Annotated in this window: 12 protein-coding genes; 3 read left to right on the top strand and 9 right to left on the bottom strand. The window is 47.4% G+C overall.

Going from position 1 to position 15,710, the window contains the following annotated elements; genetic code table 11:
- The first annotated feature begins 31 nt into the window (after positions 1-31).
- Positions 32-1,384: a magnesium transporter gene (gene mgtE / locus AC1XTG_RS10920; protein ID WP_484842015.1), complete on the top strand. Its 1,353-nt coding sequence runs from the start codon at positions 32-34 to the stop codon at positions 1,382-1,384.
- 2 nt (positions 1,385-1,386) lie between these two features.
- Here the strand turns inward: mgtE and AC1XTG_RS10925 are convergent, their stop codons facing one another.
- Positions 1,387-2,811: an L-serine ammonia-lyase gene (locus AC1XTG_RS10925; protein ID WP_484842016.1), complete on the bottom strand. Its 1,425-nt coding sequence runs from the start codon at positions 2,809-2,811 to the stop codon at positions 1,387-1,389.
- 142 nt (positions 2,812-2,953) lie between these two features.
- Between AC1XTG_RS10925 and dtd the strand changes: the two genes are divergently transcribed.
- Both dtd and AC1XTG_RS10935 read left to right on the top strand, forming a co-directional pair.
- Positions 2,954-3,406: a D-aminoacyl-tRNA deacylase gene (gene dtd, locus AC1XTG_RS10930; protein WP_056282842.1), complete on the top strand. Its 453-nt coding sequence runs from the start codon at positions 2,954-2,956 to the stop codon at positions 3,404-3,406.
- Positions 3,407-3,578: 172 nt separating this feature from the next.
- The gene (locus tag AC1XTG_RS10935; protein WP_056282838.1) at positions 3,579-3,905 is read left to right on the top strand and encodes a nucleotide pyrophosphohydrolase; all 327 of its coding nucleotides are present in this window, start codon (positions 3,579-3,581) and stop codon (positions 3,903-3,905) included.
- A 2-nt stretch (positions 3,906-3,907) separates the two neighbouring features.
- Here the strand turns inward: AC1XTG_RS10935 and AC1XTG_RS10940 are convergent, their stop codons facing one another.
- The 8 genes from AC1XTG_RS10940 to AC1XTG_RS10975 all read right to left on the bottom strand — a co-directional run bounded on the left by AC1XTG_RS10940 (position 3,908) and on the right by AC1XTG_RS10975 (position 15,709).
- Complete coding sequence (locus AC1XTG_RS10940; RefSeq protein ID WP_484842017.1) at positions 3,908-4,420, bottom strand: hypothetical protein; 513 nt, start codon at positions 4,418-4,420, stop codon at positions 3,908-3,910.
- A gap of 94 nt (positions 4,421-4,514) precedes the next feature.
- Positions 4,515-6,104, bottom strand: coding sequence for a 2-oxoglutarate dehydrogenase complex dihydrolipoyllysine-residue succinyltransferase (gene odhB, locus AC1XTG_RS10945; RefSeq protein WP_484842018.1), 1,590 nt, complete (start codon positions 6,102-6,104; stop codon positions 4,515-4,517).
- Positions 6,105-6,152: 48 nt separating this feature from the next.
- Positions 6,153-8,915: a 2-oxoglutarate dehydrogenase E1 component gene (locus tag AC1XTG_RS10950; protein ID WP_056282827.1), complete on the bottom strand. Its 2,763-nt coding sequence runs from the start codon at positions 8,913-8,915 to the stop codon at positions 6,153-6,155.
- A 108-nt stretch (positions 8,916-9,023) separates the two neighbouring features.
- Positions 9,024-9,947: a PorP/SprF family type IX secretion system membrane protein gene (locus tag AC1XTG_RS10955; RefSeq protein ID WP_484842019.1), complete on the bottom strand. Its 924-nt coding sequence runs from the start codon at positions 9,945-9,947 to the stop codon at positions 9,024-9,026.
- 110 nt (positions 9,948-10,057) lie between these two features.
- Complete coding sequence (locus tag AC1XTG_RS10960) at positions 10,058-13,267, bottom strand: hypothetical protein (protein WP_484842020.1); 3,210 nt, start codon at positions 13,265-13,267, stop codon at positions 10,058-10,060.
- A 16-nt stretch (positions 13,268-13,283) separates the two neighbouring features.
- On the bottom strand, positions 13,284-14,351 hold the full coding sequence (locus AC1XTG_RS10965; protein ID WP_484842021.1) for an NAD(P)/FAD-dependent oxidoreductase: 1,068 nt from the start codon (positions 14,349-14,351) through the stop codon (positions 13,284-13,286).
- 2 nt (positions 14,352-14,353) lie between these two features.
- The gene (gene cmk / locus AC1XTG_RS10970; RefSeq protein ID WP_056282815.1) at positions 14,354-15,064 is read right to left on the bottom strand and encodes a (d)CMP kinase; all 711 of its coding nucleotides are present in this window, start codon (positions 15,062-15,064) and stop codon (positions 14,354-14,356) included.
- A 138-nt stretch (positions 15,065-15,202) separates the two neighbouring features.
- Positions 15,203-15,709: a GNAT family N-acetyltransferase gene (locus tag AC1XTG_RS10975; RefSeq protein WP_484842022.1), complete on the bottom strand. Its 507-nt coding sequence runs from the start codon at positions 15,707-15,709 to the stop codon at positions 15,203-15,205.
- Between the last annotated feature and the right edge of the window lies 1 nt (position 15,710).

Raw genomic sequence — 15,710 nt, forward strand, 5'->3', positions numbered from 1 at the left:
CTAAAAGCCAATCGCCAAAAGCTGTTCAAAAATGACTTTCGAGCTGACCCAACTCTACGTTGACCATATACAGGAATTAATTGCAAAAGAAGACGCTGCGGCTATCCGGTCGGAGATGGAGAATGTATTTGCCGCAGATATTACGAGCTTGCTATATGAGCTGGAAACGGAAAGTGCCAAATACCTGATCAGCCAGCTTAACCGGGAAACAGGCGCCGCCATTCTCGCGGATATGGACCCGAGTGAAAGGCGGGAATTCCTGAAAGCATTTACCTCGGAGGAAATATCACGTTTTGTCAATTTGTTTGATTCCGACGACGCTGTGGATTTGCTGAACGAACAGCCGATCCGCGTGCGGGAGGAGGTAATTGCATTGCTCGAAGACAGAGAACAAGCGCGTTTTATCCTTGACCTGCTGCATTATGATGAAGATGTTGCCGGTGGTTTGATGCAAAAAGAGCTGGTGAAAGCCAACGTAAACTGGACCGTTAACGAATGCATCGAAGAACTCAGGAAGCAGGCAGAAGATGTTGGAAAAGTGTACGCCGTATATGTAGTGGATGATTTCGGCAAGCTGCACGGGATACTGTCGCTGAAAAAGATCGTTCTGGCACATAAAAATACGCGCATTGAAAGTCTGTATGATAAGGATGTGATTTTTGTAGAAACCTATCGTCCGGCCGTCGAAGTAGCAGAGCTTATGCAGCGCTATGACCTCGATGCATTGCCTGTTGTAAATGTGCAGGGCAAACTCCTGGGCCGCATTACCATTGATGACGTGATTGACGTGATCACGGATCTGGCCAGTTCGGATACACTTGCGATGGCGGGTATCACGGGCGATGTGGAGGAGGATGATACGATCTGGCAGCAAACCAAAGCTCGCCTGCCCTGGCTGCTGGTAGGTATGATGGGTGGAATTCTCGCCGCCAAATTCATCAGCTTTTTCGAGGGAGATTTGAAAATCATACCCGCTATGGCTGCATTCATTCCTATTATTGGTTCAACCGGCGGGAACGTGGGCATTCAAACTTCTTCCATTATCCTGCAAAGTCTGGCCGATAAAACGGGTTTGGACACGACCGTAGGTCAGCGTCTGATCCGGATGTTCGCAGTAGCATTTATCAACGGGCTCATCATCAGCGCCATTGTTTTCGGATTCAATCTGCTGATCGGCAATGATATTCAGCTTGCAATGGTGGTTTCGACGGCTTTAATGTCCGTCGTATTTCTCGCATCATTCATGGGAACGATCACACCTATTTTGCTGGAAAAAATCGGGATTAACCCGGCTGTCGCTTCGGGCCCATTTATCACAACTGCGAATGATCTGATTGGTTACGGCGTGTATTTCGGACTGGCCCACCTGTTGCTGAACTTATAGCCTCAGCATTCACTCAGACTGATCGGGATATTCACTGCCAAGCCCCCTTCCGACGTTTCCTTGTAGCGGTGGTTCATATCCAATGCCGTTTGCCACATGGTGTGCACCACATTATCAAGTGATACTTTCGCGTTTTCAGGATTACTTTGCAGCGCAAGCTGTGACGCAGTGATTGCCTTGATTGCGCCCATTGTATTACGTTCAATACATGGAATTTGCACCAGTCCGCCCACAGGATCACAGGTTAGTCCGAGGTGATGTTCCATTGCAATTTCCGCAGCCATTAAACATTGTTCAACAGTACCGCCCGATACCTGCGCCAATCCGGCCGCGGCCATCGCCGACGACACGCCGATTTCAGCCTGGCAGCCGCCCATTGCAGCAGAAATCGTCGCGCCTTTCTTGAAGATACTTCCGATCTCGCCGGCGGTCAGGAGAAACTTGAAAATATCCTCTTCGGTACCGCCGCAAAAGGTAATATAAAACTGGATCACAGCCGGAATTACACCGGCTGCACCGTTTGTAGGCGCGGTAACCACCCTGCTGTACGATGCATTCTCTTCATTAACGGCGAGTGCGAAGCAACTTACCCAGTCTAATGTATAATTGAATCCGGCCCCGCCAGCTCTGATTTTTTCAATCCAGTCTGCACAGCCTGCACAATCCTGCTCTCTCAGTAACTTCCGGTTTAATGCAGCCGCTCTTCTTCGAACGTGCAAGCCGCCTGGCAACTCTCCCGCTGCCTGACAGCCGTGAAAAATACTATCCTGCATGATCCGCCAGATCTGCATCAGATCCTGACGGATTACAGCCTCGTCGCGCCACGCTTTTTCATTTTCCAAAACGATCTCCCAGATCTGCTTGCCTGACAAATTGTGCCATTTCAGTAAATCGGATGCATAGTCAATCGGGAATGGGAGTGTTATGGGAGTTGTGCCCCCTCCTTTGTCCTCCCCTTCCTGAATCACAAATCCACCACCGATTGAATAGTAAGTTTCCTCCAATGTGCTATCAACACAATCGGCTATGAATGTAACACCATTTGGGTGAAAGGGTAGCGACTCTGTTTTGTGAAATACCACATGCTCTTTGGGGGAAAAGCGGATTTCCATTTCACCACGAAGCAAGGTAGTTTCCTGCGTTGCAATGTCAGCGAGGATCTTATCAATCGCGCGGGTTTCAATGGAAACCGGATCATAGCCGCTCAGGCCGAGAATCACTGCAATGTCGGTACCGTGACCTTTTCCGGTTTTTGCCAAAGATCCGTACAAATGCACGTAAACGGCGCGCACCTGATCGAGCTTGCCACGGGATTTCACAACATCCAGGAACTGCTGCGCTGCACGCCACGGACCAAGCGTGTGTGAACTGGACGGTCCGATACCAATTTTAAAAATATCGAAAACTGAAATTCTCTCTTCTTTCATCGGGTATAGTTGCAGGTCGTATTATCCTGCGATTGCGGATACAATTTACAACTGCTCACCGAGTTTCCCGTATTTTTAAGATTGAACACGCAAATCGAGCGTTATCCGGCTTATTTTTGGAATCTAATCAGAGCATGCATTTATGATTGCAGTGATACAGCGGGTGAGCCGCGCTTCCGTTACGATTGACGGGAAAGTAAATGGAGAGATCAGAACGGGCTTCCTTGTTTTACTTGGAGTTACTCACCTGGATACTGATGAAGATATTCAGTGGTTGGGTAAAAAGATTGTGGGACTACGCGTTTTCAACGATGCAGAAGGTAAAATGAACCTTGATTTACAAGCTGTGGGAGGAGATATTCTGCTGATCAGTCAATTTACGCTGCACGCAAGTACCAAAAAAGGCAACCGCCCCTCATTTATCGAAGCTGCGAAGCCAGATATCGCAATTCCATTGTACGAAAAGATGATCCGGTTCCTGGAAGCAGAAACCGGTAAACCAATCCAAACCGGCCAATTCGGAGCAGATATGAAAGTAGACCTGCTAAACGACGGCCCGGTGACGATTGTTATTGATTCTAAGAATAAGAATTGAGGAGGAAAGGGAGGAAGGAGGAAAGGGAGGAAAGGGAGGAAAGGGAGTTTATGAGTTTAGAGTTTATGAGTATATGAGTTTATAAGTTTATTAGTAGCACATTTTACTTCCTCCATCCTCCATCCTCCGTCCTCCCTTTCCTCCAAAAAATCAATCATTCAAAATTGAAAACATGACCATTCAACAAGCCCAGGACGATGTCGATAAGTGGATCAAAACTTACGGGGTCCGTTATTTTTCGGAATTGACCAATATGACAATTCTGACTGAGGAAGTAGGTGAAATGGCGCGGATTATGGCGCGTACCTATGGCGATCAGTCTTTTAAGAAAAGCGATTTGGGAAAAGACCTCGGCGATGAAATGGCCGATGTACTTTGGGTCCTGATTTGCATTGCCAATCAAACAGGCATCAATCTGACGGAAGCTTTGGAAAAGAATATCGCCAAGAAAACCGAGCGGGACAAAGACCGGCACAAGGCGAATGAAAAATTGAAGTAACACTAAAATCTCAAACCTATCGCAATGCGGCCCGGTGAAAGGTTTTGATAAAAGTAGGCGCTGGTTTTGCGCTGGCTAATCGTTTCGTTATACTGTTGCACAGCCCTGTTTTTCTTACTCTTCCCGACTATCATCACCACAAATCCGGGAACAGCGATTGCACTGCCTGTCAGCAGAATGATAGGTCCGGTCAGAGATGCTTCGTGCGCGCCCAATGTAATCAGCGTGCCCATTCCTTCTACCGATGCAATTGCTGCACCTACAAGGGCAATACTCCCACCAGTAACTGCAACGATGCCTCCTTTTCTGATAGTCCTTTGACCACTTACAAAATTCTGATGCGCGACAGGGTCTGCAATTCCAAGCCAATAACCTACCTGCTCCGTGTTCAAAAACTTCTTTTCTGCTTTATATTTCCCGAGCAAACGATTGATCTTAGGATATTCCCCCTGGGCAAACACGCTCAACTGCACGAGTAAAAGCATTGACACCAAGAGGAGTAGCTTTGTTATCATATACATGGTTTTTGATAACAAGATAAATAAAAATGCCCGACCTTTTGGATCAGTTCCAAAAGCCGGGCATTCTAATATTCGTTATTGCTGGCAACTACATATCCAGCAACAAACGCATTGGGTCTTCCAAAAGCTGTTTTACTCTCACCAGGAAGCTCACAGAATCTTTTCCGTCAATCGTACGGTGATCGTATGAAAGTGCAACATACATAATCGGGCGAACTACAATTTGTCCATCCACTACTACGGCACGCTCAACAATGTTGTGCATTCCGAGGATAGCAGATTGAGGCGCGTTGATGATCGGTGTCGACATCATTGAACCGAACGTTCCACCATTTGTGATCGTGAACGTTCCACCTGACATCTCGTCCATTCCCAGTTTACCATCGCGGGCACGTACTGCCAGGCGAACGATTTCCTTCTCAATCGCTGCGAAAGAGAGCGTTTCCGCATTGCGGATCACAGGTACTACCAATCCGCGTGGCGTAGATACCGCTACTGAAATGTCAGCAAAGTCATTATATACCAGCTCGTCACCGTCAATAGAAGCATTAACAACAGGAAAATCCTTCAATGCAACAGTTACCGCTTTCACGAAGAACGACATAAAGCCTAGTCCAACTTCGTGCTTCTCCTTAAACTTATCTTTGAACTTGTTCCGCAGATCCATTACCGGCTTCATATCCACTTCGTTGAAAGTGGTAAGCATAGCGGTGTCGTTCTTCACTGCTACCAGGCGGCGTGCGATGGTCTTGCGAAGCGAAGACATTTTTTCGCGACGCTGCGAACGCGCTCCGGCAGGAGCTGCTGCCACAGGAGCAGAGGCTGGTTTTGAAGCAGATGCACTGGCAGCCTGAGGGGCCGAAGCAGGCTTGCCCGCTTTCAATGCATCATCTTTCATGATCCTGCCGCCTGAACCTGATCCGTTTACGTCCTTTGGATCAATGCCTTTTTCAGCGAGTATTTTGGCTGCTACCGGCGATGCATGTTTTTCGCTGTATCCTTTTTCAGCAGGTGCGCTGGTCTGTGCAGGTGCAGATTGCTGCTGCGCCTGAGCAGGAGCGCCGGCACCTTGTTCGATCGTGCAAATCACTGCACCGATGGCCAGTGTATCTCCTTCCTGACCAACGATCCTGAGTGTTCCGGCAGCTTCGGCCGGTAACTCGAATGTAGCTTTGTCCGATTCCAGTTCGCAAAGAATTTCGTCCAGTTCAACGTGGTCACCATCTTTTTTACTCCAAGAAGCAATGGTAACCTCAGTGATAGACTCTCCTACTGTCGGCACTTTCATTTCGTACATTTTTGAAGCACCGTTTGTTGCAGGCGCTGCTGCAACGGCAGCAGGTTCAGCTGCCTTGTCTTCCATTTTTTCGGCCGCTGGCTCTTCCGGCGCAGACGCCGCGGCTTCCGGTTTAGCAGCAGGTGCTTGTGAAGCGCCATTTGCCGCGGAATCAATCGTCGCGATCAGGTCTCCGATGTTGAGTGTATCCCCTTCCTGCGCTTTGATATGCAAGGTACCTTCTGCCTCTGCGGTTAGCTCAAAAGTTGCTTTATCTGAGTCTAGTCCACAAATGACCTCATCCATTTTCACAAAGTCCCCATCATTTTTGAACCAATTTCCTATCGTAACCTCGGTAATAGACTCGCCAACGGGCGGTACTTTTATTTCAATTTCAGCCATTTTATCTGCAATCTTGTTGTCGAATTAAGTCTTAATTTATAGGAACAATCATTCAAAAGCTCTTCTGATAATTTCCGCCTGCTCTTTCGCGTGGATCTTGGCAAAACCGGTAGATGGCGATGCGCTTGACTCGCGGGCGATTACCTGCAACGGTTTCGCGCCCTTGTACATACGCAGCATAAATGTCCAGCCACCCATATTGAAAGGTTCTTCCTGTACCCAATATACTTTTGCATCAGGATACTGGTTCAAATGCGCGTCGATCTGTGTTTGCGGGAACGGATGCATTTGTTCAAGACGAATAATCGCTACATCGTCCCTCTTCTCTGCCTGCTGTTTTTCGTAAAGTTCATAATACAGCTTTCCAGTACACAGAAGCACTTTCTTCACTTTTTTCGGATCAGCATAAGTGTCACCGATCGTCTCCTGGAATGAACCGCTAACAAGACTGTCAATCGGAGAAACACAAAGTGGGTGACGCAGCATTGATTTTGGCGACATAACGATCAGCGGCTTCCTGAATGGGAATTTCAACTGACGGCGCAGCAAATGGAAGAAGTTAGCCGGTGTTGTCACATTGGCTACTATAATATTGTAGTTAGCCGAAAGTTGTAAGTATCTCTCCGGACGTGCATTCGAGTGTTCCGGTCCTTGTCCCTCATAACCGTGGGGTAACAACATCACCAGACCTGTCCAACGATCCCATTTGGTTTCGCTTGACGTCACAAACTGGTCGATGATCACCTGTGTGCCATTAGCAAAGTCACCAAACTGCGCTTCCCAGATAACAAGTGCATTCGGGTTGGCCATTGAATAACCGAACTCAAATCCAAGTACGCCATATTCTGAAAGCAGCGAGTTATAGATCATAAACTGACCCTGCCCTTCCTGGATATGCTGCAAACTGTTGTAAGCTGCATTGGTTTCCACATCGCGAAGCACTGCATGACGGTGTGAGAAAGTACCGCGCTGCACATCCTGCCCGCTCAACCTTACGATATTTCCTTCTGTAAGGATAGAACCGTAAGCAAGCAATTCGGCAGTAGCCCAGTTCACTTCTTTTTTATCAAAAATCATCTGCTCACGGTCTTTGAGCAGCTTGTCAATCTGTTTCAGTCTGTTAAAATTCTCAGGCGTTGAGATCAGCGCCTTTCCGATTTTTTCAAGAATATCAAGCGGCACGCCTGTTTCAGGAGATTTTTCAAAATCTTCCGGTTTAGACTTACGCAATGTATGCCACTCCTGTTCCAGCTTTGGCAAAGTATAAGGCAATGCTTTTTGCTTCACCATATCCAAACGCTCCTGCAACAGCTGCTTGAACTCTTTGTCCATATTGGCAGCCAGCTGCGCGTCTACATCCCCACGATCCGCAAGTGTTTTCTGATAAATCTCTCTTGGGTTCTGGTGCGTTTCGATCGATTTGTATAAGACCGGTTGTGTAAACTTCGGTTCGTCTGCCTCGTTGTGTCCGTGACGACGATAGCAAACCATATCGATGAAGATATCCTTATTGAACTTCTGGCGATATTCCACAGCCAGGCGCATACAGAACACGACCGCCTCAGGATCATCCCCGTTCACGTGCAACACGGGAGCGTCCACGATTTTGGCGATGTCCGTACAATAGATACTGGATCTTGCGTCAATAAAGTCAGTAGTAAAACCAACCTGGTTGTTGATCACGAAGTGAATGGTACCTCCTGTGTAATAGCCATTCAGTGCCGACATCTGGGTTACCTCGTAAACGATACCCTGACCTGCGACAGCTGCATCCCCGTGGATCAGCACAGGCAGCACGCGATCGTAGTCGCTGTCGTACATTCCGTCAGCGCGGGCGCGGATATAACCTTCCACGACCGGGTTAACCGCTTCCAGGTGGGAAGGGTTAGGTGCCAGCTTCATGTGTACTTTGTGGCCGTCTTTGGTGGTGATCTGGCTTGCGAAACCCATGTGGTATTTCACATCACCATCTCCCCAAACCTGATCCGGCAAATTACCCTCGAACTCGTTAAAAATCTGTCCGTAAGTCTTTTGCATAACGTTGGCAAGCACGTTCAAACGACCGCGGTGCGCCATTCCGATCATCACTTCCACAACACCCATTTCGGCGGCTTTGTTGATCATCGCGTCCAGAGCAGGAATGGTCGTTTCTCCACCTTCCAGTGAAAAACGCTTCTGTCCCAGATATTTGGTATGAAGGAAGTTTTCAAAAACAACGGCTTCGTTCAGCTTCGAGAGAATATGCTTTTTCTCATCTATTGAGAAATCCATATTCAATGCTTCTTTCTCGATTTTTTTGCGGAGCCAGCTCTTTTGCTCCCGGTCACGAATGTAGAGATATTCGAAACCGATGTTTCTTGTATAGATCGTTTTGAGCGATTCTACAATTTCTCTTAAAGATGCAGGCCGGCCAAAAACTTCAACTCCGGCTTCAAAAACGGTGTCCAGATCTTCCAGACCGAGGTTGAAATCGGAGATATCAAGTTGTGGACGACGGTCTTTTCTCTTCTGAATAGGGTTTGTGGTCGCCATTAAGTGGCCACGTGAACGGTATCCGCGGATCAAATGGACAACCTCCATTTCTTTGCGGATACGGCCGGGATCTGACTTCCCGACTGTGGCAGCTTCCTTACCGGCGGCTGCCCCGTTTGTGTGCCCGTTACCATTGACGGGATATTTTTGATAGAAGTCGAATCCTTCGAAAAACTTCTGCCATCCTTCATCAACTGAGGTGGCGTCTTGCTTGTAGGAATTGTACAATTCCTCTATGTAAGCGGCGTCGGAATTTGCTATGTAAGTGTATTTATCCATCACAAAAGTGATTATTTCATTTATGGCACAAAGGTACGAGACTTATGTAAAGATTACGAATAAAATCTCCTTTTAACTGGGTTGAAAAACATTTCTACTGCGTTATTTTTAATACTTATGAAATCCTTTGGGATTCGGAACGAATTTCAGCATAAGTTCGTGAATCCCCTTTGGACCCGTGTAGGAAGCATAAATCTGCTCTGCTGTACGGGTACTGTAAAAATACCCCAGCCGCACATTTCTGCCCACCTGTACTTCGGCCGATAATTGGAGATAATCTACTTTCGAAGAGAACGCCGTATATCCTCCGCCGGTCCGGTAAGAGGCGCCTATCCCTACTTTTTCACTTACCCACAACCGTGTACCAAAATCGAACCTGAGCTTCCGGTCTTTCTCCTGGACAAACAAAACATGAGGCAATAGCATCAGTTCGTCACCTAGTTCGTAGCTGCCTCCCGCCGTGATATACAATGGCCGCCGGTATACCGCAGCCAGCGGCTGATTTCCAAAATTCCCTTCCAGCAACTCCGGTTTAGAAATACCGAAATACAGCTTGTCTGAACGCAGCCACGCCCCTATTCCAAACGAACCCACGGCTCTGTTGTTGCCGCCGTAACCACTTTGATCCATTACCGGCAATACATTAATGCCACCCTGAGCGCCTAATCCAAGTTTCCAGTTATCCGAAACTCCAAGGTGATAAGCAAAGGATCCCGTAAATCCGGTCGTGGTAAAATAGCTGGTCTGGTCATTCAATGCCTGAAAACCTATCCCGAATTTCCCGTTTGCTATCGTACCGTCAGCCGCAAAGGTCTGACTGGATGGCGAATTGCGGATATTAAACCACTTCCTCCGGAACATGGCAGTCATATTGAAGTCTTCACGGACACCTGTAAATCCAGGGTTCACCGACATTGGATTTTGCAGGTACTGCTCATAAAGTACTTCTCTCTGCGCAGATGCAGACTGATATATTCCCGCCGCGAGCAGGGCAGATAAAATCATTTTCTTCATTCCGTAATGTGTGTTCATGTTGACGGCTTTTTGTAATTAATGCTTCTCAGATACTAAAAATGGCAGAAGAGTCGCTCTCCTGCCATCTTAATAACGTTTGTAATCAGACTTTATACTTGAAATTTTTCTTAAAAATCATAACCCAGTGTTACATAAGGTACTGCCTTTCCGGTATAGCCGTTGTCAACACCCCAGGCATAGTCAAACTTGGCATAAAAGCCGAACAAGGTTGTTCTGACGCCCATTCCGTACCCCATTAAGTAAGGATTTTTGTAATTGGTAACTGTTGCCCGGAAAGGATCATCTTCCGTACCTATGATTTGCGTGTTCAAGCTGTTATTTTCACTAAACGGCCCTTTTCCGGTCCAGGCCGTTCCGATATCCCCGAAACCGACGATCTGGAAGTTCCTCAGGAAGCTGGATGTGATTGCTCCGCGATAGAGATATTTCACCAGAGGAATGCGCAATTCTGCATTGACAAGCATGTAGCTGGTTCCCGAGAGACGGTTCAAATTGAAGCCGCGCAGGTTGGTAGCGAAGTCTGCAAAGAAGATATCTCTGTTATCCTTTTGGAAATTCAATGGGTTATCACCAGTCCGGGTTTCTTTCTTATTCCCGATCCAGTTTTCCATTCCGCCTAATATATTCTGCTTAGGTGCGCGACCGCCAGAGTGGCTCGCCGCTGCTCTTACTGCCAGGATCAGGTCACGGTGCAATTTCTGATAATGCCTGAAATCCAGACTTACCCTGTTGAAGCTCTCGTTTCCATTGGTAAGTCCCTGGTGCATGTCATAACGCACCTTGAAACGCGTTCCCTCCATCATGTTCATCCCGTTCACCCGCGTATTATCGAACACATACTCGCTGCGCAATCCCCCGTAACTCGATGCGAGATCCGGATTTGGCAGAATATACACATCGATCATGCGGGTCGAAGTATACATAGGCGAGACAGAGAAGCGGCTCGTCGTGGAGAATGGGTACGAAGCTGTAAACATCAGCTGGTTGAAACGGTATTTCTGTGGCGCGCCTTCGGTATCGATATAAAGGTTTTTCCTGTCAAATCTGACACCGAAATCAATGCGGTAAGTATTGTTGGAGTATTCAGCAAACAAATCACTATTCCTGAAATTTGAGGAAATGAATAACCCTGCTTTGATCACATGATTTTCGAGCAGATCATTCATTGAAATGGATTGTGCAAATCCAAAACCACGGATCGGATCAATGCGCCAGTCAGAATTGGCATCGTTGGTGATGAACAATCCTTTGTAGGAAGTCGGACCTTTGATAGCAATATTCTCACGCGTGGCTCTCGTCCGCGTAAGTGCGCTCGGCGTTGTCGGGAACGTACCTCTGTTTCGTTTTGACTCAAATGCTTTTAAAACATCTTCGTCAAACTCATAATTGTCCGTATCAACCTCTCCTTCTTTCAATGCAAGCTTCGGCGCCTGGGTCGCCTGTTGTGCGGCTGCCTTTACAGAATCTGCCTTTGCGCCTGCATTCGCCGCACTAACTTGTCCGGCAGAGCCCGTGAGTGCGGGGGTGTTAATTGTGTTATTAAGATCAAATGCATTCTTGTAAGCAGCTACGTAATACCCGTCGTTCAGATAGGTGTAAGCCAATGCACCTCCCGATTTCAAATTGATATCTGCATTGCGGATATTCTGAATATGGTTAGTTAGCTGCGAAATGGAAGACGATGCTCTGTTGTATTTGAAAAGATTGTTAACCCCTTTTCCATTTGACAGGTAAACCAGGTCATTTGCGTCAGCATATACGGGCATTAACTTCGATTTCCCGTCGCCCTGCACCAGCTTCACCATATTGGCCGACTTGGGTGTACCGTCGTGCTCGAAGATGGTGTAGGAAGTCGAGATCGATTTGTAGCTTCCTTTATCAGCAGTTCCTACCGAATCAACCGGGCGGTTTGATGAAAATACCACTTTACGTGAAGAGCCCTGGATAAACCGTGGCGAGAGATCATCATAAAGGTCATTGGTCAATGCGAGCGGCGAAGCACGCGCCACGCTGATCAGGAATAGATCGTTTTGTCCACCCTTATCTGCACTAACAGCCAGCATGGTACCATCCTGGGAAATGTCCATATCCATGATCTGATCCAGGCCTCTGATGTTTCTTCTCAGCTTGATCTTCACTTTTTTAGTGCCCAGGTTTTCATACACGTACAGGTTCTTACGCTCATTTTCAGAGGCAAGAACAGCCAGCTGATTGTTCCTGAACCACGCCAGAAGCGGCGGCTGCGTTTTAGCTCTTCCACCGATCAGATCCAGTTTTCCCTGACGGATAATCTTCTTTGAGCGCGTTTCACTATCAAACAGATACACGCGGTACCTGCCATTTTTGATCTCACTGACAGCAGTGAATTTTTTGTCAGGCGAAATTTTGATAACAGCAGTTGCATCCGAAACATTGAATTCATTGAGCTTGTACTTCCAGGATGGACTTGGCTCTGCGTAAAACTGTTCTGCGTTTTTATTCTGATTGAGGTAGTAGGCGCGCCAGTCGCGTAGGAAGCGGTTGTAAGATGGTACGCCCAAAGTACTCGTAATACTTGTCTGTTCCGTACGGATAATGCGCGTCAGGTTAAGGATATCCGAAATTTTATCTTTCCCGTAACGCTCGGCAATGTAATTCCAGATAGACTGACCGATCAGTGTTGCATCGTTTCCGGTCATCAAAGTCGGCTTTCTTACATTCCTGTTTTTGAAGAAATCCCGCATGTAATCGTTTAGCTCGGGAGACCAGCCGTCGGCAATGTAAGCAGCAGTACCCGACATAAACCATTCAGGGAGCGTCAGCAAAAGCGAGCTTTGCAGCGCCTCTTTCATATTGCCGCCGTAAAGCATATCATACACAAACAGCAAGCTGATATCTTTCACCAGTTTCTTGCGGAAACCTACCTGATCACCCGTGTAAGCAACTTCTACCCGCGACTGCGAAAGGTCCAGCTTCTGCTCGTTCAGGTTGTCGAGTGTAGACAAGCCCATATTACTCTGTTCGAGCTCGGCAGGCGAGTTGTAAAGGAAGATTTTAACGCGGTTGTAGGGAGTCCAGCCAAGTATGTCCGTGATTTTATCAAACTCACTTTCAGCATACTGGGCCGTAAGGCGGGCGAGATTGGTGCCGCCCTGGTAGTGGTAAATTTCGAAATTGGTGGTTTTGAAAATCTTCCAGTTGAACTTCTTGAACTGAACCCTGTTCTTTCCGAAAGTTTCCTGAGAAGGATAGCGCTGCGCGTGTGTTTGCGTAAATACTCCTAAAACCGCTATTAATCCGACCGAGAAAGTTAGTTTGTATATATTTCTAATGCTCATAATACTTGGGCTGTCTTCAACGGAAATATAACGAAAAATACCTTTTAATATTAACTAAGGGATTCAATTCTTTGCCGTTTTCAAGGTGCCCGGTGAGCTGATTTGCGAAAAAAGGCGCAAGTGTTACTCCTTTGGTACCTAAGCCATTGAAAATACAAACGTTACCATACTCCGGATGAATGCCGACCAGCGGCCGCCGGTCCTTCACGGAAGGCCGAACACCAGCAGCAGCAGATTGAATGCGGTAAGGTATTTTGATCAATGCATCCAGCTTTTCTTTCAGCTCGTTTTCTGCGGCCGCAGTAGGTTCCCAATCGAGCGGGTCCCAGGAGTAAGTCGCTCCTACCCGCATCACATTCTCACCTGTTGGCAGCATGAATATTCCCTGGTTTACAATATAATCCGGCAATGCAACATCGGTTGCTACATCAAGTATCTGCCCCTTTACAGGTGCAAATGGCAGCCAGCTGAAATAAGGATTATCATTTCCAAAAAAACCCTGACAAAAAACTACCTTATTGAAAGTCAGATTATTCCAACTAACAAAGAGAGTATCAACCTGAATATCGGCCGCATTAAAGCTAGCCTCCTGGTAACACCCAACTTCCTGAAAATAAGCCTTGCTCCTATCCAGCAACAAAGGCAAATCCACCCACCCCGACTGCGTTACTTCCAGACCGCCAAAAGGCGATTCCACATACTCCGACAAATCCGCACCCTGAACCGTTGCAATGTAAGGCGCAATTGCCGGGTCGGCTGTCTGGGCTAAGTACGTATTCTGCTCCTCAATGGATCTGAATGGCCGGAAAATCGGGACGGAATAAAGCAGCTTGCAACTCAGCCTATTTTCAAGGTTTGTGTAAAAATCCCGGGCGTATGGAAAAAGATCGTCGGCAAGCCAGGTTCTAACCAGCTTCTTGCCTGTCAAAGGGTTAAATATCCCCGCGGCGACTTTTGAGGAAGAAGGTAATGCAGTATCTCCCAGTACAAGGACTTTCTTACCCTGATCAAGTAAGTGCAATGCAAGAGTTGTACCCGCAAGTCCCTGGCCAACAATGAGGTAATCGTAATCAGAATCAGCCATTTTCAAGCCTTGCTGGCGTTTCGACGGCGCAGCGAGAGTCCGATCTGCTCGTCGGCGAGGCGCACGACCAGCTCTACCTGCTCGTCGAGCGTCATCATGGAATTATCAATGTAAACAGCATCATCTGCCTGCCGCAGCGGGCTTTCGGCGCGATGGGTGTCGATGTGGTCGCGCATTTTCAGGTTATCGGCAATTTCTGCCAGACCTACCAGCTCCCCTTTTTCCATCAGTTCAATTTGTCTTCTCTGCGCCCGGATAAGGGGATCGGCTGTCATAAATATTTTCAGTTCAGCCTGCGGAAACACGACTGTACCGATATCGCGTCCATCCATTACAATCCCCTTCGTCTTACCCATTCGCTGTTGCTGCGCCACCAATGCATGCCGGACTTCTGCAATCGCGCTGACGTCACTTACCTTTTCGGAAACATACATCTTGCGAATTTCATCCTCAACATTGACGCCATTGAGATAAGTATCGTTGCGGCCCAGCTGTGCGTGCCGCCGAAAGGAAATCTGAATGTTGCTTAAAGCAGTTTCAACCTCCTTCGGGTTGGTGAGACTGACGTGATTTTGAATAAAATACAAGGTCACAGCGCGGTACATTGCACCAGTGTCTATATAGGGATAGTTGAGCTGTTTTGCAACCTGTTTCGCCGTTGTGCTTTTGCCACAACTGGAATAGCCATCAATTGCAACAATGATTTTTGGCATAATTGGAGTCGTCATTTTCCGGTTTCAACAAACGCAGATCAGCCGGAAAAATAAATATCGTGAACTATGCAAAAATAGAGGAAAGAACTCGCCGGGGACTTTTTTCCAGCAAGTTTTTGGAGAAAAAGATAGCAGCGCTCAGGCCAGCTTTACATATAAGTGCTCGTCAAGAACGCGTCCATTCTTTATAATCGCTTTACGGTGAACCGCTTCCAGTTCATAGCCTGCTTTTTCGAGTACGCGCACGGAAGCCGCATTGGTCTCAAAAACACCGGCGAACAATCTCGTTATAGAGGTGTTTTCAAATATCCAGCTTGTCATTTCGCGAAGTGCGGCCGTCATGATATTGCATCCCCAGAAAGGTTCGCCGAGCCAGTAGCCGATTTCCGCATTGTTTCGGTAAATATCTTCCTGCCTTACTACGCCTATCCCACCGACAAACTTGCCTTCAAAGAAAACAGCGCGCTGAAATGCATTACTATTTGCATTGCTGCACATATCGATCCAGTAATGCGCATCGGCAATGGTATAAGGATAAGGAAAATTGTCCCGCACCTGCGCTGAAACTTTCGGATTATCTGCAAGCCGGGCCAGGTCGGCCGCCATATTTCGCTGAAAAGTCCGGAGCTCAATCGCCTGTTCCATG

Source organism: Dyadobacter sp. HNCC25DJ183 (genome assembly GCF_056895175.1).

What these genes read in the sequence shown, in the direction of transcription:
- AC1XTG_RS10960 (WP_484842020.1), bottom strand. Translation starts at nt 13,267, where the DNA reads ATGAGCATTAGAAATATATACAAACTAACTTTCTCGGTCGGATTAATA.
- AC1XTG_RS10935 (WP_056282838.1), top strand. Translation starts at nt 3,579, where the DNA reads ATGACCATTCAACAAGCCCAGGACGATGTCGATAAGTGGATCAAAACT.
- AC1XTG_RS10950 (WP_056282827.1), bottom strand. Translation starts at nt 8,915, where the DNA reads ATGGATAAATACACTTACATAGCAAATTCCGACGCCGCTTACATAGAG.
- cmk (WP_056282815.1), bottom strand. Translation starts at nt 15,064, where the DNA reads ATGCCAAAAATCATTGTTGCAATTGATGGCTATTCCAGTTGTGGCAAA.
- odhB (WP_484842018.1), bottom strand. Translation starts at nt 6,104, where the DNA reads ATGGCTGAAATTGAAATAAAAGTACCGCCCGTTGGCGAGTCTATTACC.
- mgtE (WP_484842015.1), top strand. Translation starts at nt 32, where the DNA reads ATGACTTTCGAGCTGACCCAACTCTACGTTGACCATATACAGGAATTA.
- AC1XTG_RS10965 (WP_484842021.1), bottom strand. Translation starts at nt 14,351, where the DNA reads ATGGCTGATTCTGATTACGATTACCTCATTGTTGGCCAGGGACTTGCG.
- dtd (WP_056282842.1), top strand. Translation starts at nt 2,954, where the DNA reads ATGATTGCAGTGATACAGCGGGTGAGCCGCGCTTCCGTTACGATTGAC.
- AC1XTG_RS10975 (WP_484842022.1), bottom strand. Translation starts at nt 15,709, where the DNA reads ATGGAACAGGCGATTGAGCTCCGGACTTTTCAGCGAAATATGGCGGCC.
- AC1XTG_RS10955 (WP_484842019.1), bottom strand. Translation starts at nt 9,947, where the DNA reads ATGAACACACATTACGGAATGAAGAAAATGATTTTATCTGCCCTGCTC.
- AC1XTG_RS10940 (WP_484842017.1), bottom strand. Translation starts at nt 4,420, where the DNA reads ATGATAACAAAGCTACTCCTCTTGGTGTCAATGCTTTTACTCGTGCAG.
- AC1XTG_RS10925 (WP_484842016.1), bottom strand. Translation starts at nt 2,811, where the DNA reads ATGAAAGAAGAGAGAATTTCAGTTTTCGATATTTTTAAAATTGGTATC.